The sequence below is a fragment of the Magnetospira thiophila genome, from assembly GCF_054657015.1.
The window spans coordinates 418380-443131 of record NZ_BAAHXF010000001.1 but is presented as its reverse complement, the minus strand read 5'-3'; the positions used below and the strand labels follow the sequence as shown (position 1 = coordinate 443131).

Sequence of the window (24752 nt, the reverse complement as noted above, 5' to 3'; positions counted from 1 at the left end):
TCGGCTAGGGAGTATCCTCTGCCGCGCAAGAACGGAGGATGACGGTGGACATGACGGGAATGTGGGGCAAGGTGATCGGCGGCGTGGCCGGATTCGCCTTGCTGGGCGGGCCACTCGGCGCGCTGATTGGCGCGGCAGCGGGTCACTATGTGGACAAGAAGCGCGAGGCCGGAGGTTTGGACCGACTGCCGCCTTCCGGTCCCGAGGAACTGACCGCCTACAAACAGGCCGCCTTCACCGTCGCCATGATCGCCCTGGGGGCCAAGATGGCCAAGGCCGACGGTCAGGTGACCCGCGACGAGGTCAATGCTTTCAAAGAAATATTCCAGATTCCGCCGGGCGAAATGAAAAGTGTCGGCAAGCTGTTCGATCAGGCCAAGCATTCTTCCGAGGGCTATGAGGCCTATGCCCGACAAATCTCTGATATGTTTCGGGGCAATCCGGCCATCCTGGAGGAACTGCTGGCCGGTCTGTTCCATATCGCCAAGGCCGACGGGGTGATTCATCAGACGGAGATCGACTTTCTGAAGGGGGTGGCCAACATTTTCGGCTTCACCGATGCGGAATTCGAACAAATTCGCGAGACCCGCATGGGGGCCATGCCGAATACCCAGTCCGACCCCTATGTGATCCTGGGCATCCGGCCGGATTGTACGGATGAGGAACTGAAGTCTGCCTATCGCAAGCTGGTGCGCGAACATCATCCCGATACCCTGATCGCCCAGGGTCTGCCGCAGGAATTCATGGATCTGGCGCATGAGAAAATGGCCGCGATCAATGCCGCCTACGATGAGCTCAAGCGCCGCCGGGGTCTGTGAGTCGGCCAAACGGGATTTTCAGTGGCATTCATCCGCCCCCCTGCGCATGGTGGGGCACCGACGCCCCGAATCGGGGGGTCCCGCCGCGCGAAGTGATCGACATGCCCGCCAAGGATCTGTTCTTTCTGAGCCTGGTTATCGTCATCTGGGGGGCCAATTTCAGTGTCGCCAAGATCGGCACGGAGAGCTTTCCGCCGTTGATGATGGTGGCCTTGCGGTTTGCCATTCTGCTGCCCCTGCTGGCGCCGTTCCTGAGACGGCGGCCCGCCGTGCCCATGGGGCGGCTGTTGCTGGCGGCGCTCTGTCTGGGCGGGGCGCATTTCGGCTTGTTGATGGGCGGGCTGTCGGGGACCGACGCCGGAGCGGCGGCCATCGTCATTCAATTGTCGATCCCGTTCAGCGCGTTGCTCGCCTGGGCGGTTTTGCATGAACGCTTACGCCCCATTCAGATCGTCGGCATGGTCATCGCCTTCAGCGGGGCCTTCGTGCTGGCCGAGGGGCCGCGTTTCGACGATCAATGGGGGGCTTTGTTGCTGGTCGGGGCCGGGGCTTTCGCCTGGGCTTTGGCGAACATCTTGATCAAACGGCTGGGCAAGATTGATGTTTTCGTGCTCAATGCCTGGGTCGCCCTGTTCGCGCTGCCGGTGCAACTGGTGGCCAGTTGGGTGTTTGAGGAGGGACAAATGACGGCACTGGCGACGGCTGGCTGGTCAGGCTGGGGATCGGTGCTCTTTCAGGCCCTGGGCTCCATGCTGATTGCCTATGGACTTTGGTACTGGCTGCTGGAGCGTCATCCGGTCAGTCGGCTGGTGCCGATGATCCTGTTGGTGCCGGTGCTCGGCGTGCTGCTGGCAACGCCGCTGCTTGACGAGCCGCTGACAATAGCCAAGATTGCCGGCGGAGCCTTGACCATTTTCGGGGTGGCGATGATCGAATTGAACCGGGGGCGCAAGACGGGAACCGCATGATCTCCTATCCATCCCCCAATCATGACAGCCGCGACGGCGCGGTAGTCGATATGCTGATCCTGCATTACACGGGCATGCATTCGGGCGAGGGCGCGCTGGCCCGTCTGTGCGACCCCGCCTCCCAGGTCAGCGCCCATTATCTGATCGACGAATCGGGGCAGGTGCACTGGCTGGTTTCCGAGGGCCGCCGGGCCTGGCACGCCGGGGTTGCCCAGTGGCGCGGCCATGACAATATCAATGCCCGCTCCATCGGCATCGAACTGGTCAATCCGGGGCACGAACTGGGCTATCGGCCCTTCACGGTGCCGCAGATGATGGCCCTGATCTCCCTGTGCCACCGGATTTTGCGTCATCATCCCATCCCGCCGCGCAACATCGTCGGTCATTCCGATGTGGCGCCGCGCCGCAAGCAGGACCCGGGCGAACTGTTCAACTGGTGGGCCTTGGCGTCGCAGGGCATCGGTCTGTGGCCTTATGGTCCGGTCGCCCCGGAAGATGATTTTGCCGAGGCGTTGTTGGACATCGGCTATGAAATCGAGGATCTGAGCGCCACCATCGCCGCCTTTCAGCGCCATTACCGTCCGGCGCGGGTGGATGGGATGGCCGATCCGGAAACCATTGGCCTGATCTGGGCGCTCAGGGAACTTGTCATGGAGACCCGGCGGGACTAGCCTGCCCCCGGTGCCAGACGGCTGGATGGCCGCCCCGGATTTCGGTTCGGGGAGGAAAGTCCGGGCTCCACGGAAATACGGTGCCGGGTAACGCCCGGCGGGGGCGACCCTAGGGAAAGTGCCACAGAAAGCAAACCGCCGTGCAGGCTTCGGCCCCACGGCAAGGGTGAAAGGGTGCGGTAAGAGCGCACCGCTCCCCCGGCAACGGGGGAGGCATGGTAAACCCCACCGGGAGCAAGACCGAGTAGGGACGACAGGTCGGCCTTGTGCCGACAGGCGGATTTTCGCGCCGTCGTCCGGGTGTGTCGCGCGAGGCGTCCGGTAACGGGCGTCCCAGACGAATGGCCATCCATCGCCTTCACGGGCGGGGACAGAACCCGGCTTACAGGCCGTCTGGCACCTGTTATTCTTCGCCCTGATGGGCAATTTCAGGAGAATGGATGGATGTATGTGACGCTGGTCCATGTGCAGGTGAAACCGCAGGATTTGCAGGCCTTCGTTCAGGCGACGGCCAGAAATCACCAACATTCGGTCAAGGAGCCGGGCAACCGGCGGTTCGACGTGTTGCAATCGCCCGACGATCCCTGCCACTTCGTGCTCTACGAGGCCTATGCCAGCGAGGAGGATGCGCGGGCGCACAAGGATACCGCCCATTATTTGGAATGGCGGGAGACGGTGGCCGACATGATGGCCGAACCGCGCCGGGGTATCCGCTATGACGGACTCTACCCCCAGGCCGACGCATGATCGCGCCGTTCGAGATCGCCCGCCTGCCGCGCATTCTGTTCGGGGCGGGCAGTCTGGCCCGGGTCCCGGCCGAGGCGGCGGCGCTGGGCCGTCATGCCCTGGTGGTCACCGGAGCCCGGTCGTTCCGCGAGACCTCCCATTGGGCCGACTTGCTGAAAGGTCTGGCCGACGCCGGGTTGGCCATCGCCGAAATGTCGGTGACTGACGAACCCTCGCCGGACATGGTGGACGAGGCGGTGGCGGAGTTCCGTCATCTGGGGGTCGAAGTGGTGATCGCCGTCGGCGGCGGCAGTGCCCTGGATGCGGCCAAGGCGATCACCGGCCTATTGGTCACCGGCAATTCGGTGATGGATCATCTGGAAGGGGTGGGGCGGGGCGTGCCCTATGTCGGTCCGGCCCTGCCCTTCATCGCCGTGCCGACCACGGCGGGCACCGGCTCGGAGGCGACCAAGAACGCGGTCTTGTCGCGGCGCGGTCCGGAAGGCTTCAAGAAATCCTTCCGCGACGAGCAACTGGTGGCCCGGGTCGCGGTCATCGACCCGGATCTGCTGGCCTCCTGCCCGCGTCCGGTGATTGCCGCCAATGGCATGGATGCTTTCACCCAATTGCTGGAATCGGTGGTTTCCACCCGCGCCAATCCGATGACCGATGCGCTGGGCTGGTCGGGGCTGGAGGCTTTCCGCGACGGTTTCTGGGACATGCTCGATGGCAGCGGCGAAGCGGCCGCCGCCGGGCGGGCCAAAATGGCCTATGCGGCATTGCTCTCGGGTATCAATCTGGCGCAGACCGGGCTCGGCTCGGTGCATGGGCTGGCCTCGCCGCTGGGGGCGCTGTTCCCGATCCCGCACGGAGTGGTCTGCGGCACTCTGGTCGGGGCGGCGACGGCGGTCAATATTCAGGCCCTGCGCGCCCGCCTGCCCGAGAGTCCGGCGTTGGGCAAATACGCCCGGGCGGCGGCGTTGCTGACCCACCGAAGCTATGACCGCGAGGCAGAGGCGCACGACGCCCTGATCACATTATTGAATGACTGGACAAATAAGCTGGAGCTGCCGCGTTTGTCCCGATATGGCATGAGTGAATTGCATCTGGCGCAGGTGGCCGAGGCCTCGGGGGGGAATTCCATGAAGACCAACCCATTGGTGCTGGAACCCGACGAAATCACGGCACTGCTGCGACAACGGCTTTAAGGCTCACCTTCGGACTTGACCTGCCCCCGTGGGCGGGGTCTCATCAGCGGCGATTGGAATAGCGGACGGCGTGCCCAAGTGATTGATTTTAGGCCCATCTTCATGGTTATCGGCATTTTGTTGTCGATTCTGTCCCTGGGCATGTGCGTGCCGGCGGTGGTTGATGCGGCGATCGGTCATCCGGACTGGCAGGTGTTTGCCGTGTCGGCGGCAGTGACGCTGTTCATCGGATTGTCGCTGGTGCTCGCCTTCGGGGTGGGCGGCACCCGCATGAATGTGCGCCAAGCCTTCATCATGACTACCCTGGCCTGGACCGTGCTGACCGCCTTCGCCGCCTTGCCGTTCGCCTTCAGTGAGTTGGGATTGAGTCTGACCGACGCCTTTTTCGAATCCATGTCGGGTATCACCACCACCGGCTCGACGGTGATTGTCGGGCTGGACAACGCGCCGCCGGGCATTTTGCTGTGGCGCGGCCTGCTGCAATGGCTGGGCGGTGTCGGGATTATCGTCATGGCCATCGCCATCCTGCCCATGCTGCGGGTCGGCGGCATGCAGCTGTTCCAGATGGAATCCTCGGAAACGGCGGAAAAGGCCCTGCCGCGGGCCTATCAGATCGCCCTCGGCATTACCGGCATCTATATTGTGTTCACCAGCCTGTGCGCTGCGGCCTACTGGGCGGCGGGCATGGACGGGTTCGAGGCGATCATCCACGGCATGACCACCATCGCCACCGGCGGCTATTCCACGTCGGATGCCTCCATGGGGCATTTCGACAGCATGACCATCGACTTCATCGCCGTCGGCGGCATGGTCGCGGGCAGTCTGCCGTTTCTGCTCTATCTGCGGGCCTTGCAGGGGGATTTCGTTCCCCTGGCACAGGATGAGCAGGTGCGCTGGTTCCTGGCTATTGCCGGATCGGCGGCGCTGGTGGCCTCCATCCTGCTGTGGGTGCTCCAGGGGCTCGATCCCATTCAGGCGCTCCGCTTCGGCAGCTTCAACGTGATCTCGGTGATGACCGGCACCGGCTACGCCACCAGCGATTATGGCCTGTGGGGGGCCTTTGCCAACCCGATGTTCTATTTCCTCATGTTCATTGGCGGCTGTGCCGGTTCGACCAGTTGCGGAATCAAGATCTTCCGCTTTCAGGTGCTGTTCTCCGCCGCCCGCACCCAGTTCCGTCATCTGGTGCATCCTCATGGGGTGTTCATTCCCTACTACAACAGACGCCGCATCCCCGACGAGGTCATCACCTCGGTGCTCAGTTTCTTTTTCGTTTTCGGGGTCTGTTTCGCCCTGCTGTCCATCGCACTGGCCATGCTGGGCTTGGATTTCATCACCGCCGTGTCCAGCGCCGCCACGGCCATAGCCAATGTTGGCCCCGGTCTGGGCCCGATCGTCGGTCCGGCGGGCAATTTCCAGACCCTGCCCGACATGGCCAAATGGCTGATGAGCGCCGGCATGCTGCTCGGGCGGTTGGAGTTGTTCACGGTGCTGATCCTGTTCACCCGTCATTTCTGGAAGAGCTGATCCCGTGGCCCCACCGTTGCTGATATTACGAGACATTCGCCTCGGCTTTGGGGGCGCGCCGTTGTTCGACGGGGTGGATCTGTCGATCTCCAGGGGCGAGCGCCTGTGCCTGGTCGGGCGCAACGGCTGCGGCAAATCGACCCTGATGAAGGTGATGGCCGGACTGGTTGAGCCGGATGCCGGGGAGGTGTTTCACCAGCCGGGACTGCATGTGACCTATCTGATCCAGGAACCCGACCTCAGCGGTTTTGCCACAGTGCTTGACTATGTGGTCGATGGCCTGCCCCACCATTCGGCCGAGGACGCGCATATAGTCGAGCCCTGGCTGGAGGATCTCCGCCTCGACGGTGGGGCGGCGACGGCCAGTCTCTCCGGGGGCGAACGCCGACGGGCCGCCCTGGCGCGGGGCCTGGTCAGCGAGCCCGACATCCTGCTGCTCGACGAACCGACCAACCATCTGGATCTGTCAGCCATCCAATGGCTTGAAGATGTGCTGGGCCGCTTCAACGGGGCCTTTGTCGCCATCAGCCACGACCGGGCGTTTCTCAATATGCTGACCCGCGCCACCTTGTGGCTCGACCGGGGGCGGGTGCGGCGCATGGACAAGGGATTTGCTGATTTCGAGGGCTGGTCGGAGGGCATTTTGGAGCGCGAGGCGGTGGAACGGCACAAGATGGACAAGCTGATCGCCGAGGAAACCCGCTGGTCGCATCAGGGAATCTCGGCTCGCCGCAAGCGCAACCAGGGCCGCCTGCGCCATCTTTATGAACTGCGGGCGCAGCGGGCCAGCCAGATCGCCCGCACCGGTTCGGTGAAGCTGGAAACCGACCGGGCCGACAGTTCCGGCAAGCTGGTGGTGGAGGCCGAGGGGCTGCGCAAGGCCTACGGGGAGCGGGTCATCGTCAAGAATTTCACGACCCGCATCCTGCGCGGCGACAAGGTCGGGCTGATCGGACCCAACGGGGCGGGCAAGTCCACGTTACTGCGGATGCTGACTGGCGACCTGGCCCCCGATGCGGGACGGTTGCGTCTGGGCACCAATCTGCAGACGGTCTATCTGGACCAGAACCGCGACAGCCTGGATTTGGACAAGAGCCTGTGGGACACCCTGTGCGAACGGGGCGGCGACATGGTCATGGTGCAGGGGCGGCAACGCCATGTGGTGGCCTATCTGCGGGATTTCCTGTTCGACGAAAAACAGGCCCGCGGGCCGGTCAATGCCCTCTCGGGGGGCGAGCGCAACCGGCTGTTGTTGGCCAAGGCTCTGACTCGCCCCTGCAATTTTCTGATCCTCGACGAGCCGACCAACGATCTGGACATGGACACCCTGGATCTGTTGCAGGAGATGTTGACCGATTTCGAGGGCACCTTGTTGCTGGTCAGCCACGACCGGGATTTTCTTGATCGCATCGTCACCTCGACCATTGTCCTCGAAGGCGACGGCGAGATTACCGAATATCCCGGCGGCTACGCGGACTATCTCCGCCAACGCCAGGCCCGGGAGACGATGGCGGAGGCACCGAAAAAAAACGCCGCCGCCAAGCCCGCCCCCGACCGAACCGCGATGCCCCGCAAGCCCGCGAAATTGACCTACAAGCAGCAGACAGCGTTGCGGGAGTTGCCGCTGCGGATTGAGGCCCTGCACGCCGAATTGGCGCGCCTGCATGCGCAGATGGGCGATCCTGGCCTGTATCAAAAAAGCCCAGAGCAGTTTCAGAAAACCACAGAAAGCATTGCCGAAAAAGAAGCCTTGCTCAAAAACGCCGAGGATGAGTGGCTGGAGTTGGAAATTCTGCAAGAAGACCTGATACGGGCCAAAGACGGATGAGAGTCTGAATTGACCCTTTGGTATCATATTTACCTTTCTTCACAGGCTAAAATTCGATAAGACTCCAGGATACTGTGGACAACCGTTCCTATACGTATGCGGGGGTATGCGTGGGGCGGTATAGTTTGTGCGGGTGTTAGTCTCGGGTTAACCCGGGTTCGTTAGACTTCGGATTGTGAGAGTACCGATAGATCATTCTCGGAACGGCGGGGCTTGCTCGCCTTATGGGATCGTGAGGCGCGGCGTGGTGTTGTCGCACGGTGATGTCAGGGCCGATGAAAGACGATAAACGCAATAAAAGAAGAGTGCGGTTGAGCAATTTTGGGGGGCTGTGGCAGGCCTTTCCAGAACTGTTCATTTCGTCGTTGTTTTTGAACATCCTGTCGCTTGCCCTGCCGCTGGCCCTGTTGCAGGTGTATGACCGCATCGTGCCCAACAGCTCGCGCGGCACGCTGCTGATGTTGATCTTCGGGGTGATTGCGGCACTGCTTCTGGAATCGTTGCTGCGCATTGCCCGGTCCAGCATTACCGGCTGGATTGGCGCGCGTTTTGAGCATCGCGCCGGCTGTGCCGCCTTCGATCACATGATGGGAACAAGCCTTCAGGATTTCGAACGGGTCGGTTCCGGTGTGCAATTGGAACGCATCAGTTCCTTGCGCACGGTCAAGGAGTTCTATGCCGGTCAGGCGGTGACCGCCGTTCTTGATCTACCGTTCGTGATTTTGTTCATGGCCTTGATCTGGATGCTCGGCGGCAATCTGGTGTGGGTGCCGATGACCACCCTGGGGATTTTCGCGGTGGTGACCATCATCAAGTCGGGCACCCTGAAACGGGCGATCGACAATTACACCCAGGCCCGCGACCGCCGCCTCAACTTCACCATCGAAGTGCTCGGTGGCGTCCATTCGGTCAAGGCCATGGCCATGGAATCCTTGATGATGCGCCGCTATTCCCGGCTTCAGGAAGCGACGGCCGAGGCCGACTATCAGGTGGCGTTGGAAAATGCCGGAGCCATGAGCACGGGGGTGTTTTTCTCGCAATTGACCATGATTTCCGTCGCCGCCTATGGGTCTACGTTGGTGGTCGACAACGTGATTACCGTCGGTATGCTGGCCTCCTGCACCCTGTTATCCGGGCGCGCCTTGCAGCCGTTGCAGCGGGCGGTGGGGCTGTGGACCCGGTTTCAGACCGTGCGGCTGGCGCGGACCCGGCTCAAGGAGATTTTCACCCTGCCGCAGCAGGAACTGCCGGCAGACATCAATCGAGACCCGATCGAGGGGGCACTGACACTGCGCGGGGTGAAATTCCGCTACGGGGAAAATCTGCCGGAGATCATGACCGACATCAATCTGGATGTGCAGCCGGGGGAATGTGTCGGTATTGCCGGTTCCAACAGCAGCGGTAAATCCACATTGCTCGGCCTGATGACCGGGGCCTTGAATCCCACCGCGGGCGAGGTCCTGATCGACGGCATTCCGCTGCATCATCATGATCCGTATATCCTCAAGCATGGCGGCATCGCCTATCTGCCGCAGGAGGGACAGCTCTTCCAGGGCAGCATCCTGGAAAATCTGACCATGTACCGGCCGGAGCTGGAGGACGAAGCGATAGAAGTGGCCAACCTGCTGGGGCTCGACGACGTGGTGGCGACCCTGCCCTACGGATATGACACCCGGGTTGGCGACGCCGCCTATGAATCCCTGCCGCGCGGCATTCGCCAGCGCATCGCCATCGCAAGGGCCCTGGTCGGCGAACCGAAAATCGTGCTGTTCGATGAAGCAAATACGGCGGTGGATGGCACCGGCGATGCCTATCTTCGGCTGACGCTGGAACGCCTGAAAGGGGTCTGTACCCTGATTCTGGTTACCCCGCGCCCGTCCCTGCTGCGGCTGGCCAACCGGGCGTTCGATCTCAAGGACGGCACCCTGGTTCCGCGCGACATGTCGGCCCCCCGCAGCGGCCCCTCGGGCGGCGGTACGCTCCCCTCGTCGGCCCAAAAACCGCAAGTGGCGGCGGAGAAATCCGCATGAACAATATGCCCGACATACAAGCGGTCCAGCCGTCGCCTGAGCTGTCCTGGGACACCGGTTCGGAATCCAGCCTGCAACTGAGCGACGACCAGATCACCAGTGGCAGACTGGGCGGCTTCAAGGCGGCGACTGACGTGGCCGCCTGCCTGTTGCCGCTGCTCAAGGCCCTGGGCTGGCGCGGCAATCCCCGCCATGTGGTCGAGGCCCTGCCGCATTTTGCCGATACCCTGGACTTGACCGCCCTGCTCAATGTGATGGCCAACCTGGGCTATTCCAGCCGCTCCACCAAGGTCCGCCTGAACAACCTGGACCCTCGACTGATGCCCTGCCTCTATCTGCCCCGGCGCGGTTTCGCCCAGGTCATTCTCGGCAGCAATGGTCACGCCCTGTCGATGTTCGACAGCGCCGGAGAGCAATACAAGAATGTCGAGCGTCCGCGCGGCGGCGGCGTCGTCTATCTGTTTCATCCCCTGGAGGATGACGATCCCCGCCGTCAATCCAAGACGGAAAACTACGTCAGCAAGATGACCGACCGGTTCCGGCCGCTGATCTATCAGATTCTTGCTGTCAGCTTCTTTTCCAATTTGCTGGTCCTGGCGACGCCGCTGTTCATCATGGCGGTCTATGACAAGGTGGTGGCCAGCGGTTCCATGACCACCCTGGCCTGGATGGTCGCCGGGGTGTCCATCGCCCTGATCGGCGATGTCAGCCTGCGCGGAATCCGCTCGCGGATGATTGCGTTCATCGGCGCGCGGCTGGACCATATCATCGGCAATGCGATTTTTGAACGATTGTTACATTTGGCGCCCTCGTTCACCGAGCGGGCGACCATCGGGGCTCAGGTGGCCCGGCTGAAGGATTTCGAATCCATCCGTGAATTCTTTACCGGGCCGATGGCCAGCATCGTGCTGGAAGCGCCTTTCGTGTTCATCTTCGTGATCGTCATGGGGCTGTTGGGCGGCACTCTGGCCTTTGTGCCGTTGGTGACGTTGATTCTGTTCATCATTTTGGCCTGGATCATGTTGCCCATTCTGCGGGCCAAGGTGGCCGCCACCTCGCGCGCCGAGTCGCAGCGCCAGGAATTCCTGGTCGAGGCGCTGGGCAAGATGCGGTCCCTGAAATACGCCGGGGCGGAGGCGCAATGGCGCGAGCGCTACAAGGAAATCTCGGCCCGCACCGCCATGCGCAGCTACGCGACCAGCCGGGTACAGGCCATCGCCACCACCATGGCCCATGTGTTCATCGTTTCTTCGGGCATGGCGACCCTGGGCTGGGGCGTATTGAAGGTGCTCGACGGAGACATGACGGTGGGCGGGTTGATCGCCTCGATGATCCTGGTTTGGCGCATTCTGGGGCCGATGCAGACCGGCTTTTTGACCATGACCCAGATCGAACAGGTGCGGGCCTCGGTGCGCCAGATCGACAATCTGATGCAATTGAAGCCGGAACGCGATCCCAATACCAAGATCCAGCCCCTGAAGCGCTTCAAGGGGGCGGTCAGTTTCAGCCGCGTGTCGTTGCGCTATTCGCCGGATGCCGATCCGGCCCTGGTCGGGGTGACGTTCGACGTCGCGCCGGGCGAGCTCTGCGCGGTGATCGGCCCGAACGGTTGCGGCAAATCCACAGTGCTGAAGCTGATTGGCGGCATGTACCAGCCCCAGGCGGGCAGTGTGCGCATTGACAACGTGGATATCCGCCAGATTGATCCCATCGAATTGCGCCACGCGGTGGCCTATGTACCGCAGCAGTGCCAGTTGTTCTTTGGCACCATCGCGCAGAATCTGCGCCTGTCCAACCCGATTGCCAGCGACGAGGAACTGGAATGGGCCTGTGAACAGGCTGGGTTGCTCGACGATATTCGCGCCATGCCCGATGGGTTCTGGACCCGGGTCGGCGATGGCCGCACGGAGCAGTTCCCGGCCAGCCTTTCGCAGAAGATTTCCCTGGCCCGGGCGTATCTCAAGCGGGCCTCGGTCATGCTGTTCGACGAGCCGGTCAATGGACTGGATTTCGAGGGCGACAAACAATACATGCGGACTCTGGAATCCATGCGCGGCAAAGTCACGGCCTTCCTGGTGACCCATCGGCCCAGTCATTTGGCTTTGATGGATAAAATCGTCATTCTGGATGGCGGTCTGGTGCGCATGGCGGGTCCTGCCGAGCAGGTGCGGGCAAAAATCCCGCCCGGTTTGTTCTGAGGGTGTGCCGATGACCGAAAAAAATCTCGTTGCCGCCGAAACTGCCGCCGCGCCGTCGCCGAAGCACATGAAAATCCAGCGGGGCGACCGGCAGATCCGCTACATGGCGCAATCGGTGCTGTTGGAGGAATCGGGCACGGCCCGCCTGGTGCGGCTGGCCATTTTCCTGATCGCTGGGGTGGTCACGGCCTTCGTCGTCTGGTCGGCCTTCACCCGGGTCGACGAAGTGGCAGTGGCGCAGGGACAGGTGGTGCCTTCCGGATCGGTGCAGGTGGTGCAGCATCTGGAGGGCGGTATTATCCGCGACATCCTGGTCGAGGAAAAGACGCTGGTCCGTTCCGGTCAGGTCCTGGTGCGGTTCGATCCGGCCCAGGCGCAGGCGGAACTGGCCCAGGTGCAGGCCCGTCAGGCGTCCTTGGAGTTGCGGGCCGAGCGTCTGAAGGCCTTTGCCCAGCTGCGCGAGCCGGACTTCGCTCCCTGGCTGCCGCGCTACGAACGGCAGGTTCTCAACCAGCAGGCCATTTACGAGCAGCAGATCAAGACCCTGCAAGCGCAGCAAGATGTGTTGCGCAATCAGTTGCAGCAGAAGAAATCCTCTCTCAACACGGTGCGCGAACAACAGAAATCCGTCCGCTCCCAGCTCAAATTGCTGGAAGAGGAATTGGAGATGCGGAAAACCCTGGTCGCCCAGGGTTTGACCTCCAAGGTCCTGTTGCTCAACGTGAAGCGGGAATATGCCACGACCCAGGGCGAGCTCTCCCGGCTGCTGGGGCAGGAGGCTGGCACCCTGGAGGAAGTCCTGGAGGTGGAAAACCGCCTGCTTGATCAGGACTCCAGTCTGCGTCAGGATGCCTTGACGGAACTGGGGACGGTGAGCGCCGAACTGGCGCAGGTGGAGCGGTCGGTGGAGCAGATCGAGGACCGGGTGCGCCGCCTGGAGGTCATTTCGCCGGTCAACGGTTTCGTTCAGGACATGAAGATCAAAACCGTGGGGGCGGTGCTCCCGGCGGGCGGCGTGCTCATGGAAATCGTGCCGGTGGACGATATCCTGATGGTCGAGGCCAAGATTTCCACCCGCGACGTGGGCCATATGAACGTCGGGCTGCCGGTCAAGGTCAAGGTGACCTCTTACGACTTCGCCCGCTACGGCAGTGTCGAAGGCATCTTGCAGTCCATCTCCGCCACCACTTTTCTCGATCCGAATGACGGGACGCCTTTCTACAAGGGCATGGTCGAACTGGCCAAGCCCTTCGTGGGCGAGCGGGCGGGCGAGAACCCCATTCTGCCCGGCATGACGGTCCAGGCCGACGTGATTACCGGCCACAAGACCCTGCTGGAATATCTGCTCAAACCGATCTTCGTCTCACTGCAACAGGCCTTCCACGAACGCTAATGAAAAAAAATCGTTACGATTGGAAAACAATGTGCTATACTGCCCCATATGCAATCGAACGACTCGGAAGGGAGTTTTGCCTTGCGCCTAGCGCAAACGAATATTTCATTGAGTTATCAACGGCTTGCCCTGGTGGTACGGCCGCGTGATCGATTGCGAATACCACATCCTCGATAAATGGAGCGTGTCATGGCTGAACAAGAAAAACCGCAAAATGTGAATAGCCAGGATTTCGAAGAAGAAGATACCCGGGAACAGACAGACGGTCAGTCCGGGGCCGGTGATGATGTCTTCCTCGAAGGCGAAGGGTTCACCACTCTCGAAGACGGCGAAGAGCAACTGGTCGTTCGGGCGGATGACGATGGTCAGGGCGAGCAACTCGTCCAGATGGGCAACGTCCAATCCACCCAGCGCTTGACCCAGGAAGCCATTGAAGAAGGTATCGTCCAGCAAGGCGAAACCGTCGTCGAGCATTCTGGTATTGCTTCCGAGCCGGTCGGTTCCGTCGATGGGTTGGCGGAAACCGAGACCGAAACCCAGGGCTTCACGCCGACCCAGCAGGCGGATGCGCGGGATCTCAATCTCAATCAGGATTCGAACGTCTCCGAGCCGCGCGAACCGACCGAGCAACCCGACGTGGAGCTTGCGGCGGCGCAGGTCGCGGTGGAGCAACCGCAGACCCCGCAGCAGGAAGGCCCGGTCGAAGAGCAGCAGCCGGTGACCGAGGAGTCCAACAATCTTGAAGCGTCGGCGACGTCCGAGCCGACCACGACCCCGGCGGCGACCAATGAGGAGCCGCTGACCGAACCTGTCGTCGAGCCGACCGTGGTCGATGGCACGCCCGAGGCCACCGCCGCCTCCGTTTCCATTGACGAAGCGGATCTGGGCAGCGTGACCGGGGATCTGAACATCGACTTCGGTTCCGATGGGGGGGGCAGTGTCGAACTGATCGTCGCCCAGGACCTCATCAATATGGGGCTGACGTCCAATGGCGACCCGCTGGCCTATACCCTCAGCGCCGATGGCAGCATGCTGACCGCCAACACCGAAGACGGTCGGGACGTTTTCACCGTTGAACTGTCGAATATCGGCGGTGTCTACAGCTATACCTTCAATCTGCTCGACAACCTGGATCATGCGGACGGTGCGGGGGCCAATCTTCTGGACCTGCCGTTACAGATAGCGGTGACCGACGCCGACGGCGATCGGGTGACCACCGACTTCCAGATTTCAATCGAGGACGCCCTTCCCGAGGCGGTCAATGACGCGGCAGTCACGGTCTCCGAAGGGGCTGATGCGGTCGGCGGTAACGTTTTGGACAACGACAACCTGGGTGCCGATGGCGGGCAGGTTTTGTCCTTCACCTATACCGGCCCGGACGGTGAACAGTTGACTGCCGATGCCGGATCGACAGTGATCACCGAAAACGGCGGCAATCTGACCGTCAACGAAGATGGCACCTGGACCTATGAGCCGCCAGCCGACGCCGACCACACGGCATCGGACAGCCTGTCCGAAGGCTTCACCTATACCGTCCAGGACAACGACGGCGACATCACGGAAGCGACCCAGGAAATCAATCTGGTCGATACCGCCCCGACGGCGGTGGACGATGCCACCCAGACCCTTGAGGAAGGGGGCAACACGATTTCCGGGAATATTCTGGACAACGATGTCAACGGCGGTGACGGGATCTCCGTCATGGCCATTGCCTATACGGACGAAAACGGCGAACTGCAATCGGCACAGGTGGGTGACAACGGCGTCACGGTCGACACCCAATACGGTGAACTGACGGTCAATGCGGACGGCTCTTGGAGCTATGAGTCCGATGCGGCGGAGACCCATGACGGCGGCGAACCGTTGTCGGACGGCTTCACCTATACGGTGACCGATGGGGATGGCGACACGGCGACGGCGACCCAGGGCATTGAGATCACCGACACCGGTCCGACGGCGGTGGCCGATACGGACAGCGTGATCGAGGGTCAATCGGTGAGCGGGACGGTTCTCGGCGGGGCCGGGGACGATACCTTCGGGGCCGATGGCGCGGCGGCCAATCCGGTGACGGCGGGGACCTTTACCGGCGATTACGGGACCTTGGAACTGAACGCGGACGGCAGCTACACCTATACGGCCAACGACGGCCTGGACCACAGCGGCGGCGATCTGACGGATACGTTCACCTATGAGATCACCGACGCCGACGGGACCACCAGCAGCTCGACGCTGACCCTGACGGTGGGCGACGAGGGCATCACCGCCAACGCGGCGGACGCGACGGTGGACGAGACCGGCGGTCTGGACAGCGTGACCGGGGATCTGGGCATTGTGGCCGGGACCGACGGCATTGCGAGCATTGAACTGAGCGCCGACGGGGCGACCTGGGACGCCGACAGCAACACGCTGACGGCGGACGACGGGACCTATCAGGTGGTGGTCAACGACGACGGCACCTATACCTTCACCCAGTTGGATCAGATTGCCCATCCCGACGGGACGGACGCCAACGATGCGGTGAACCTGGACTTCACGGTGACGGCGACGGACGGTGACGGCGATGTGGTCAGCGACAGCTTCACGGTGCAGGTGCTCGACGACGGGCCGGTGGTGCTCGACGACGGCACGGTGCAGATGGACGAAGGCGGCGTCGTGGCGACCGGCAACGTTCTGGGCAACGACGACCTGGGCCTGGACGGCGGCACGCTGACCAGCTTCAGCTACACCGACGAGAACGGCGACACCCAGACGGCGGAGGCCGGATCGACGGTCGACACCCAATACGGTGAACTGACGGTCAATGCGGACGGCTCTTGGAGCTATGAGTCTGATGCGGCGGAGACCCATGACGGCGGTGCGCCGTTGTCGGACGGCTTCACCTATACGGTGACCGACGGCGACGGCGATACGGCGACGGCGACCCAGGGCATCGAGATCACCGACACCGGTCCGACGGCGGTGGCCGATACGGACAGCGTGATCGAGGGTCAATCGGTGAGCGGGACGGTTCTCGGCGGAGCCGGGGACGATACCTTCGGGGCCGATGGCGCGGCGGCCAATCCGGTGACGGCGGGGACTTTTACCGGCGATTACGGGACCTTGGAACTGAACGCGGACGGCAGCTACACCTATACGGCCAACGACGGCCTGGACCACAGCGGCGGCGATCTGACGGATACGTTCACCTATGAGATCACCGACGCCGACGGGACCACCAGCAGCTCGACGCTGACCCTGACGGTGGGCGACGAGGGGATCACCGCCAACGCGGCGGACGCGACGGTGGACGAGACCGGCGGCCTGGACAGCGTGACCGGGGATCTGGGCATTGTGGCCGGGACCGACGGCATTGCGAGCATTGAGCTGAGCGCCGACGGGGCGACCTGGGACGCCGACAGCAACACGCTGACGGCGGACGACGGGACCTATCAGGTGGTGGTCAACGATGACGGCACCTATACCTTCACCCAGTTGGATCAGATTGCCCATCCCGACGGGACGGACGCCAACGATGCGGTGAACCTGGACTTCACGGTGACGGCGACGGACGGTGACGGCGATGTGGTCAGCGACAGCTTCACGGTGCAGGTGCTCGACGACGGGCCGGTGGCGGTGGACGACGTTGATACGGTGGCAAGCCGTGTTGGCAGCACGACCAGTGGCAATGTCCTTTTGGGCACCGACGTGGAGGGGAGTGACGGGGCGAATATCCAGGCGGATTCGCTGAGCCAGGATGGCACCAACGTCGTCACTCAGGTCACCTTTGGTGATCAGACGATCAGTTTCGACGACCATGCCCAGACGGATGACTCTGGAGCGCGGTTTGTCCAGGTTGACGGTGACGGCGGCAGCCTCGTCATGTACGAGAACGGCGACTATACCTACACAGTGACGGAAACCTCCACCGAGGGCTCGGCCTTCTCCCTGGGCGGCCACGATGTGGCACGGGCCGACTACGATGTGAATACCCTGTGGAACCAGGAAATTGACGGCCATCAGATTTCCGTGACGCCGCTCAAAGCGGATGGGTCGGAAGGTGATTACGGCTTCGAATACCAGGGGGATGTGGTGCGAGGTATCGGCGTTGCCGGTGGCGGTGATGCGGAAATCGACGGCAACGAGGCCATGCGTGTCGACTTTGACGGCATGAACGTCAATGATTTGACCATTGGCGTGCGCGCACTGTTCGCCGAGGGACAGGTCGCCGACGGGGTGGAGACCGGGCAATGGACCGCCTACCGGGACGGTGTGGAGGTCGGCAGCGGAACTTTTGATGCGGACGGCAGCGCCTCGGACGGAAGGCTCGCATTTACCGCCTCGGTAGATGGAGGCTTTGACCAAATCGTGTTCAGCGGTGCCGAGGCGGGAGCGGACTTCCACCTCGAATATATCGAAGGCGAGACTCCGGGGACCGCAATCGGTGCAGACCAGTTCGAATACACCATCCGCGATGCCGATGGGGACACCTCGACCGCGACCCTGACCATTGATCCCAGCGAAGTGCCCGATCTGTTCACATCGGGCAACGACACGGTGGACTTCGGCGAAATTCTGCCGGGTTCCTATTCCATGGAGTCCTATAACGACGCCCTGGGCGGTGACGATATCATCACCCTGGCCGACGACATGAGCGCCTTCGGCTTCGACGGCGACGACTACTTCGATGCCGGAGCCGGAGATGACCAGATCATCGGCGGGGCCGGGGACGATCTGATTGACGGCGGGGCGGATTTCGATACCGCCGTTCTGAGTGGGAATTTTGACGACTACACCATCACCCTCAACGATGACGGCAGTTATACGGTCATTGATGATCGGGGCACCGATGGCGAAGACACCTTCGTCAATGTCGAGAACTTCTCCTTTGCCGATGGCGATGTGGCGGCGGGGGATCTGGTGGATCCCAACACCGGCCCGGTGGCCACCGACGACAGCGGCACCGACGGATCGGGGGCGACATTGGTCAGTGAGGACTTCAACAGCGGAAGCTCCGATTGGGGTGGCGATGTGTCCTTTGTCGAAGGCAAGATGGACATCGCCATGGACGAAACCGCTAGCAAGACCTTCGACTTCGGCAGTGACCATGCCAATCAGACTGTGGTCATTGAATTCGACATGACCGCTGAAGGCACTTGGGATGCCTCGGGGTACCTCCAGGACTTCTTCAATATCACGGCCAATGGCTCCGAAATCGCCCATGACACCATGGGTCCCGGGAGCAGCCATTACAGTTTCGAGGTGCAGACCGACGCCAATGGGCAGGTGGTTCTCGAACTGAATGCCGATACCACGGGCAGTGATGAACATGTCCTGATCGACAACTTCACCATTACCGGCGGTGAGGATTGGTCGACCGAGATCACCACAACCGAAGACACGACGTTGACCATTCAGGCCGATGCCCTGCTTGGCAACGATACCGATGCGGACGGGGATGCCTTGAGTATCATCTCGGTGCAGGATGCGACGGACGGAACCGTGACCCTGAACGATGACGGGACCGTCTCATTCACCCCTGATGAGAATTTCAGTGGCGAGACCACCTTCACCTACACCATTTCCGATGGCCAGGGCGGTACCGACACGGCAACGGTAACGTTGAATGTGGATGCGGAAGCCGATACCCCGACCCTGACGGTGGCTGATGCCTCCGGCGACGAAGACACGGCCATTGCCTTGGATATCGGGGCGGCCCTGGGCGACACGGATGGTTCCGAGACTCTGGTGGTGACCATCGACGGCGTGCCGGACGGTGCCAGCCTGTCGGCGGGGACCGAAAACGATGACGGCACCTGGACCCTGACGGCGGACGACCTGAATGGCCTGACCATCACCCCGGCCGATGACTCGGGGGCGGATTTCGACCTGACGGTGACCGCCACGGCCATGGAAGGCAATGGCGACATCGCAACCACCACCAGCACCCTCTCGGTGACGGTGAACGATGTGGCCGATGCGCCGACCCTGACCGTCTCCCTGGGCGATGCCCAGGTGACAACGGATGGTAGCGGCTCCGATGGATCCGGTGGCGGCAAAGGTCACGGCGGTTCCGGCGGCGGCAAAGGTCACGGCGGTTCCGATGGTTCTGGCGGTGGCAAGGGTCACGGCGGTTCCGATGGTTCCGGCGGCGGCAAATGGCACGGCGGTTCCGACGGCTCCGGCGGCGGCAAGGGTCACGGCGGCTCCGATGGTTCCGGCGGCGGCAAGGGTCACGGCGGCTCCGATGGCTCCGGCGGCGGCAAATGGCACGGCGGTTCCGACGGTTCTGGCGGTGGCAAGGGCAAGGGTGGTTCCGACGGCTCCAGCGGCGGCAAGGGCAAGGGTGGTTCCGGCGGCTCCGGCGGAGGCAAGGGCCATGGCGGTTCCAGTGGCGGCAAGGGCCACGGCGGCTCCAGCGGCGGTGACGGTGCTGGTGATGGTGGTTCCAGCAGCGTGGTCATTCCGCTCAACCTGATGGCGGGCCTGGGCGATCTGGATGGTTCGGAAAGCCTGACCATCACCATCGACGGCGTGCCGGACGGTGTTGAACTGTCGGCGGGTACCGACAACCAGGACGGCACCTGGACCCTGACCGAATCCGATCTGGATGATCTGTCCATGTCCTTCTCCTCCGATGACGTGAGCAGTGATTTCAGCCTGACCATCTCCGCTACCGCGACCGAAGCGGACGGCGGCGACACGTCGACGGTCGTTTCCGAGATTTCGGTGCCGGTCGAAGACATTCTGGCCGATACGGTGTCGGATACGGATACGTTGGTTGGCTCTACCGGTGATGACTCCCTGGTGGGAGGTTCGTCGGAAGACTTCATATCCGCCGGTGACGGTGGCGATATGATTGACGCCGGTTCGGGTGACGACATCCTGCAAGGCGGGGCGGGTGATGATACCCTGATGGGAGGTGACGGTGACGACAGCCTCTTCGACGGCTCCGGGGATGACGTCATGATGGGTGGCGCGGGCGATGACCTGTTCACCTGGGGCGGCGGCCAGGACACCGCAGACGGCGGCTCCGGCTGGACCGACAGCGTCCACATGGACAGCAGCACCTTCGGCGATGCCGGAGATGGTTGGACCCTGGTAGTCGACGGTCAGGACATGACCCAAGATGCGATCAATGCCAACAACAACGGGCAAAGCACCCTTGATATCGGCGACGATGCCAGCGGCTATATCGTCACCGAGGACGGCGACCGGCTCGACTTCGACAACATGGAGCACATCACCTGGGGATGATGCCGCATAGATCTTCCTAAAATTCCAGGCGGCCGGGGACTTCCCCGGCCGTTTGGTCTTGGCGGTCTCGCAGGGGCAGGGATTGGATCAGTCGGGCGTACCGGGACAGTCGGCTGGTTTTGGCGAAAAAACGATCCACCAGCTTGAGGCATTCAAAGGTTTTGACGATATAGTCCCGCTCGGCTTCGGTCGGGGGGCGGTCTCCCAGCTCATGGGTCATCCGGTCATGGAAGGCATACATGAAGTCCCGCAGATTCAAGGCCGGTTGCTCGCGGCCCCCGGAAACCGGAGCGTTGCGGAACAGCCAGCCCGCCTGCCATCTCACCAACGATGCGATTTTCAGGGCCTTGTCCAAGGCCAGGCTGCCATTCATCACCTGGTTTTGTAACGTACAGTAATAATTCGCGCAGATGGCGGGCCGGGCGTCGTAAATGGTGCAGCGTCCCTTGGAAAAACAGGAGCAGGGTAGCCGAAAGGCGCGCTTTCCGTTGGATCGTTTGAACAGAGCGGGACCTCTCTTGCGCAACCTTTCGACTTCGGCCTCGCTCACGCTCACATGGCTGAACAGCAACCCGGTACAACAAAGGCCGCATTCGGTACACAGGGTGTTGGCTTCAAGGGCGCTATCTCCAAGCGACATTTCTTCGGGACTCCAGCGTGTTATTTCAAGAATCCCAGGGCGCGGGCGCGCTCAAGGGACCGGCGGACGGTCTTGATCCACCAGGAACTTTTGTGCCGTGGCCCATCAGCCTGGAACCCCCTGGATTCCTCGATCACATAGACCAGGGCCCAGTTGCGGGCGCAAAGGGTTTTGTAGAACAGGTAGCGCTGCCAGAGGTCCGGCTGGGGATCGTTTCGGCCATAGGCGGCCAGCAGCCGGTCGTCGTCCTCGGCCGTGAAGTCGTTGCGCGCGCCCAGATTGGCCAAGTCCCAGATGGGATCGGAGACGGCGGCGTATTCCCAGTCGAGCAACAAGACTCGACGCCCCGTATCCACCGTATTGGCGGCGATGGGGTCCAGATGGCAGGGGGCCGGGCGACCGGGGTGGGCCGTCAGCCAGGACCGCATGTGCGAGAAGGCGGGATCTTGGCTTCGCAAGTCCTCGGGATAGGCGAGCCCGTTTCTTTGCATGCGGTCCTGCTGACGATCCACGAAGGCCAGGGGTGGCTGTTCGCCCCTGAACACCAGGGAAGAACGGTGCAATCGACGGAGCACCTGGGCGGCACGATCAATGAGGCCCGGATCGCGAAAATCCTCCTCGCTGGGGACTCGACCGACGATCCAGGGCATCACCAGGGTGCCATCCTGGGCAGAGCCGTACAGAACTTTCGGACCCACGGAGAGCCGGGCCGCAGCTTGCGCGTTGGCGAGTTCCTGTTGGCGGTCAATACGACGGCTGCGGCCCGCGTCGGGCAACCGGACAACGACTCGCCGCCGATCCCAGCGTAACCCGAAAACCGGGTTATGTTCGCCGCCGCCCAGTCGCCGCGCCTCCAGGAAAGCCACGGGGGGAGAAAAACCGGCGGCCCGCAGGGCATCGAGTAGACGGGGCCATTCTTCAGCAGTCGGCGCGGTCATGGGATCCCACCATTGGGGTGCCTCGGATAGGATCAAGGCACGCCGTGATCGTCTTGATATCGCATCCAAGAACTATTACACAAAGGAACGGGGGATGCGAGAGCGGGTCAACTCAGGATCGTCAGGGGTTTTTGAACGGAGACTCCTAGCCTAAGGAGTCGGTTTGTTTCGCAGCGCAAGGCCGATTGGCTCGGAATTCTGGAAAAAAACCAATTGCTTAGAAAAAGTGTGGAATTAATTTTAATTCCAACAAATCGTCTATCCATTGGAAAAAATACGGTATTTTAAAAAAAAACAAAAGAATCTCACCTGCTGTGTATTTTTTACGTTTTTTTGCGCGTGCGAATTTGCTATTTACCAGGGGTGACCCTGGTGACACCTCGGCCAAGCCTTCGGGCGTGGATAAGCAAGGGAGGGGGCCAGGGCATGGCGTAGTTGAACCGAGGCGCTGCGGGGGGCAGGGCCGATTTAATGATAACAGGGAGGCACTAGATTCATGCCTGACAACGCACCTGGGGTAGCCTATTGGAAGGCGAACCTCCGCCTGATGGCCATTTTGTTGGTCATTTGGGCCTTCGTTTCCTACGGTCTGGGGATTGTATTCCGGCCGATGGTGGAATCCATCAAAATTGGTGGCACGGACATCGGCTTCTGGTTCGCCCAGCAAGGCTCCATGTACGTGTTCCTGATTCTCATCTTCGTGTACGCCAGCCAAATGAACAAGCTGGACCGCGAATTTGACGTCCACGAAGATTAAGAAGGGATAGCTGGATAATGGATCTCCAAACCTTAACCTTTATTGTGGTGGGCTTGACTTTCGCCCTCTACATCGGCATTGCCGTCTGGGCGCGTGCCGGACCACCGGCGAGTTCTATACCGCCGGTCGGGGCATTCACCCGGTGGCCAACGGCATGGCGACGGCGGCGGACTGGATGTCGGCGGCCTCGTTCATTTCCATGGCCGGTCTGATCGCCTTCATGGGCTACGACGCCTCCATCTTCCTGATGGGCTGGACCGGTGGCTATGTGCTGCTGGCCATGTTGCTGGCCCCGTACCTGCGTAAATTCGGGAAATACACGGTGCCGGAATTCATCGGTGACCGTTATTATTCCCAGGGTGCGCGCATCGTGGCCGTGGCCTGTCTGATCATTGCCTCCCTGACCTACGTGATCGGTCAGATGAAGGGCATTGGCGTGGCCTTCTCCCGCTTCCTGCAACTGGACTATGAAACCGGTCTGTTCACCGGCATGGCCATCGTGTTTGTTTACGCGGTGCTCGGCGGCATGAAGGGCATCACCTATACCCAGATCGCCCAGTATTGCGTGCTGATCATGGCCTATACCATTCCGGCCATCTTCATCTCCATGCAGTTGACCGATGTGCCGTTGCCGCAGATCGGCATGTTCAGCGACCTGTCCAATGGGACGCCTTTGTTGGCCCAGCTGGATCAGATCCTGACCGATTTGGGCTTCAAGCAATATACGGCCCAGAAACGAGAAACCCTGGACATCGTGCTCTATACCTTCTCGCTGATGATCGGTACGGCCGGTTTGCCGCACGTGATTATCCGCTTCTTCACCGTGCCGAAAGTGCGTGACGCGCGCGCTTCCGCCGGTTGGGCGCTGGTGTTCATTTCCATCCTCTACACCACCGCTCCGGCGGTTGGCGCGATGGCCTACTACAACCTGTCCAAGACCATTCAGCCGGGTGCCGTCGGCAGCCCTGAAGGATCGATGCTCTACGAAGAGCGCCCGAATTGGTTCAAGAACTGGGAGACCACCGGTCTGCTGAAGTTCGAGGACAAGAACGGCGATGGCCGGGTCCAGTACTACGATGCCAAGGGCTTAGGTGCCAAGGCCGAGGCATTCGGCTGGAAGGGCTCGGAGCTTACGGTTGACCGGGACATCATGGTGCTGGCCAATCCTGAAATCGCCAATCTGCCCAACTGGGTGATCGCCCTGGTGGCGGCGGGCGGTCTTGCTGCGGCTCTGTCCACGGCGGCCGGTCTGTTGCTGGCCATTTCGACGGCCATTTCGCACGATATCGTCAAGTCGATGGTCAACCCGGATATTTCCGAGAAGGGCGAACTCATGGCCGCCCGCCTCGCCATGGCCGGTGCCATTGGCGTGGCCGGTTACTTCGGTCTGCACCCGCCGGGCTTCGCGGCTCAGGTGGTGGCCCTGGCCTTCGGTCTGGCGGCGTCGTCGATCTTCCCGGCCTTGATGATGGGCATCTTCGCCAAATCGGTGAACAACACCGGTGCCGTCATGGGTATGTTGGCCGGTATTGGAACGACCCTGGTCTACATCTTCTGGTTCAAGGGCTGGTTCTTCATCCCGGGGACGGAAATGTTGCCGAACAAACCCGACAACTGGATGTTCGGGATTTCGCCGGAGGCCTTTGGTGCCGTCGGTGCGATGATCAACTTCGCCGTGGCGCTCACGGTGTCGAAGGTGACCGCTCCGCCGCCGGAACATATCCAGCATCTGGTGGAAAGCATCCGCGTGCCGCGCGGTGCCGGTGAAGCGACCGGCCATTAAGACGGCCGAACCGACTTTCGCGTCCCGGTGACGC

Annotated in this window: 15 protein-coding genes and 1 other RNA gene; 14 read left to right on the top strand and 2 right to left on the bottom strand. The window is 61.9% G+C overall.

The features are described from left to right. Positions 1-50: 50 nt before the first annotated feature. The 12 genes from ACYQ1P_RS02075 (at position 51) to ACYQ1P_RS02020 (ending at position 20600) form a co-directional block, all read left to right on the top strand. Positions 51-818, top strand: coding sequence for a TerB family tellurite resistance protein (locus ACYQ1P_RS02075; protein WP_460018722.1), 768 nt, complete (start codon positions 51-53; stop codon positions 816-818). Positions 819-919: 101 nt separating this feature from the next. Continuing rightward, the gene (locus ACYQ1P_RS02070) at positions 920-1786 is read left to right on the top strand and encodes a DMT family transporter (protein ID WP_460020118.1); all 867 of its coding nucleotides are present in this window, start codon (positions 920-922) and stop codon (positions 1784-1786) included. Then, on the top strand, positions 1783-2457 hold the full coding sequence (locus ACYQ1P_RS02065) for an N-acetylmuramoyl-L-alanine amidase (RefSeq protein WP_460018721.1): 675 nt from the start codon (positions 1783-1785) through the stop codon (positions 2455-2457). The genes ACYQ1P_RS02070 and ACYQ1P_RS02065 overlap by 4 nt, the downstream gene beginning before the upstream one ends. Positions 2458-2470: 13 nt before the next feature. Next, positions 2471-2858, top strand: an RNA gene (rnpB, locus tag ACYQ1P_RS02060) — RNase P RNA component class A. A 43-nt stretch (positions 2859-2901) separates the two neighbouring features. Continuing rightward, a complete protein-coding gene (locus ACYQ1P_RS02055) occupies positions 2902-3204 on the top strand; it encodes an antibiotic biosynthesis monooxygenase (protein ID WP_460018720.1) in 303 nt (100 codons plus the stop codon). Beyond that, positions 3201-4391: an iron-containing alcohol dehydrogenase gene (locus ACYQ1P_RS02050; protein WP_460018719.1), complete on the top strand. Its 1191-nt coding sequence runs from the start codon at positions 3201-3203 to the stop codon at positions 4389-4391. The genes ACYQ1P_RS02055 and ACYQ1P_RS02050 overlap by 4 nt, the downstream gene beginning before the upstream one ends. A 102-nt stretch (positions 4392-4493) precedes the next feature. Continuing rightward, a complete protein-coding gene (locus ACYQ1P_RS02045) occupies positions 4494-5918 on the top strand; it encodes a TrkH family potassium uptake protein (RefSeq protein WP_460018718.1) in 1425 nt (474 codons plus the stop codon). Between the two features lie 4 nt (positions 5919-5922). Next, a complete protein-coding gene (locus tag ACYQ1P_RS02040; RefSeq protein ID WP_460018717.1) occupies positions 5923-7746 on the top strand; it encodes an ATP-binding cassette domain-containing protein in 1824 nt (607 codons plus the stop codon). Positions 7747-8057: 311 nt separating this feature from the next. Continuing rightward, positions 8058-9776, top strand: coding sequence for a peptidase domain-containing ABC transporter (locus ACYQ1P_RS02035; protein WP_460018716.1), 1719 nt, complete (start codon positions 8058-8060; stop codon positions 9774-9776). Then, positions 9773-11974, top strand: a complete 2202-nt coding sequence (locus ACYQ1P_RS02030) for a peptidase domain-containing ABC transporter (protein ID WP_460018715.1) — start codon at positions 9773-9775, stop codon at positions 11972-11974. The genes ACYQ1P_RS02035 and ACYQ1P_RS02030 overlap by 4 nt, the downstream gene beginning before the upstream one ends. A gap of 10 nt (positions 11975-11984) precedes the next feature. Further along, entirely contained in the window at positions 11985-13367 is a 1383-nt protein-coding gene (locus tag ACYQ1P_RS02025; RefSeq protein ID WP_460018714.1) for an HlyD family type I secretion periplasmic adaptor subunit, read from the top strand. Between the two features lie 189 nt (positions 13368-13556). Further along, the gene (locus ACYQ1P_RS02020; RefSeq protein ID WP_460018713.1) at positions 13557-20600 is read left to right on the top strand and encodes an Ig-like domain-containing protein; all 7044 of its coding nucleotides are present in this window, start codon (positions 13557-13559) and stop codon (positions 20598-20600) included. Positions 20601-20616: 16 nt separating this feature from the next. Here ACYQ1P_RS02020 and ACYQ1P_RS02015 read toward each other — a convergent pair whose 3' ends face one another. Both ACYQ1P_RS02015 and ACYQ1P_RS02010 read right to left on the bottom strand, forming a co-directional pair. Then, positions 20617-21240 carry a YkgJ family cysteine cluster protein gene (locus ACYQ1P_RS02015; protein WP_460018712.1) on the bottom strand — a complete coding sequence of 208 codons (624 nt, stop codon included), beginning with the start codon at positions 21238-21240 and terminating at the stop codon, positions 20617-20619. Positions 21241-21260: 20 nt separating this feature from the next. Next, positions 21261-22178, bottom strand: coding sequence for a choline/ethanolamine kinase family protein (locus tag ACYQ1P_RS02010; RefSeq protein ID WP_460018711.1), 918 nt, complete (start codon positions 22176-22178; stop codon positions 21261-21263). 496 nt (positions 22179-22674) lie between these two features. On the opposite strand from ACYQ1P_RS02010, the gene ACYQ1P_RS02005 reads away from it, so the two are divergent. Both ACYQ1P_RS02005 and ACYQ1P_RS02000 read left to right on the top strand, forming a co-directional pair. Next, positions 22675-22935, top strand: a complete 261-nt coding sequence (locus tag ACYQ1P_RS02005; protein WP_460018710.1) for a DUF4212 domain-containing protein — start codon at positions 22675-22677, stop codon at positions 22933-22935. A 142-nt stretch (positions 22936-23077) separates the two neighbouring features. Beyond that, a complete protein-coding gene (locus ACYQ1P_RS02000; RefSeq protein ID WP_460018709.1) occupies positions 23078-24718 on the top strand; it encodes a sodium:solute symporter family protein in 1641 nt (546 codons plus the stop codon). Positions 24719-24752: the final 34 nt, after the last annotated feature.

Bases quoted from the DNA above. Each gene is read 5' to 3' on its own strand.
- ACYQ1P_RS02075 (WP_460018722.1), top strand. From the start codon at position 51: ATGACGGGAATGTGGGGCAAGGTGATCGGCGGCGTGGCCGGATTCGCC.
- ACYQ1P_RS02070 (WP_460020118.1), top strand. From the start codon at position 920: ATGCCCGCCAAGGATCTGTTCTTTCTGAGCCTGGTTATCGTCATCTGG.
- ACYQ1P_RS02065 (WP_460018721.1), top strand. From the start codon at position 1,783: ATGATCTCCTATCCATCCCCCAATCATGACAGCCGCGACGGCGCGGTA.
- ACYQ1P_RS02055 (WP_460018720.1), top strand. From the start codon at position 2,902: ATGTATGTGACGCTGGTCCATGTGCAGGTGAAACCGCAGGATTTGCAG.
- ACYQ1P_RS02050 (WP_460018719.1), top strand. From the start codon at position 3,201: ATGATCGCGCCGTTCGAGATCGCCCGCCTGCCGCGCATTCTGTTCGGG.
- ACYQ1P_RS02045 (WP_460018718.1), top strand. From the start codon at position 4,494: ATGGTTATCGGCATTTTGTTGTCGATTCTGTCCCTGGGCATGTGCGTG.
- ACYQ1P_RS02030 (WP_460018715.1), top strand. From the start codon at position 9,773: ATGAACAATATGCCCGACATACAAGCGGTCCAGCCGTCGCCTGAGCTG.
- ACYQ1P_RS02025 (WP_460018714.1), top strand. From the start codon at position 11,985: ATGACCGAAAAAAATCTCGTTGCCGCCGAAACTGCCGCCGCGCCGTCG.
- ACYQ1P_RS02020 (WP_460018713.1), top strand. From the start codon at position 13,557: ATGGCTGAACAAGAAAAACCGCAAAATGTGAATAGCCAGGATTTCGAA.
- ACYQ1P_RS02015 (WP_460018712.1), bottom strand. From the start codon at position 21,240: ATGTCGCTTGGAGATAGCGCCCTTGAAGCCAACACCCTGTGTACCGAA.
- ACYQ1P_RS02010 (WP_460018711.1), bottom strand. From the start codon at position 22,178: ATGACCGCGCCGACTGCTGAAGAATGGCCCCGTCTACTCGATGCCCTG.
- ACYQ1P_RS02005 (WP_460018710.1), top strand. From the start codon at position 22,675: ATGCCTGACAACGCACCTGGGGTAGCCTATTGGAAGGCGAACCTCCGC.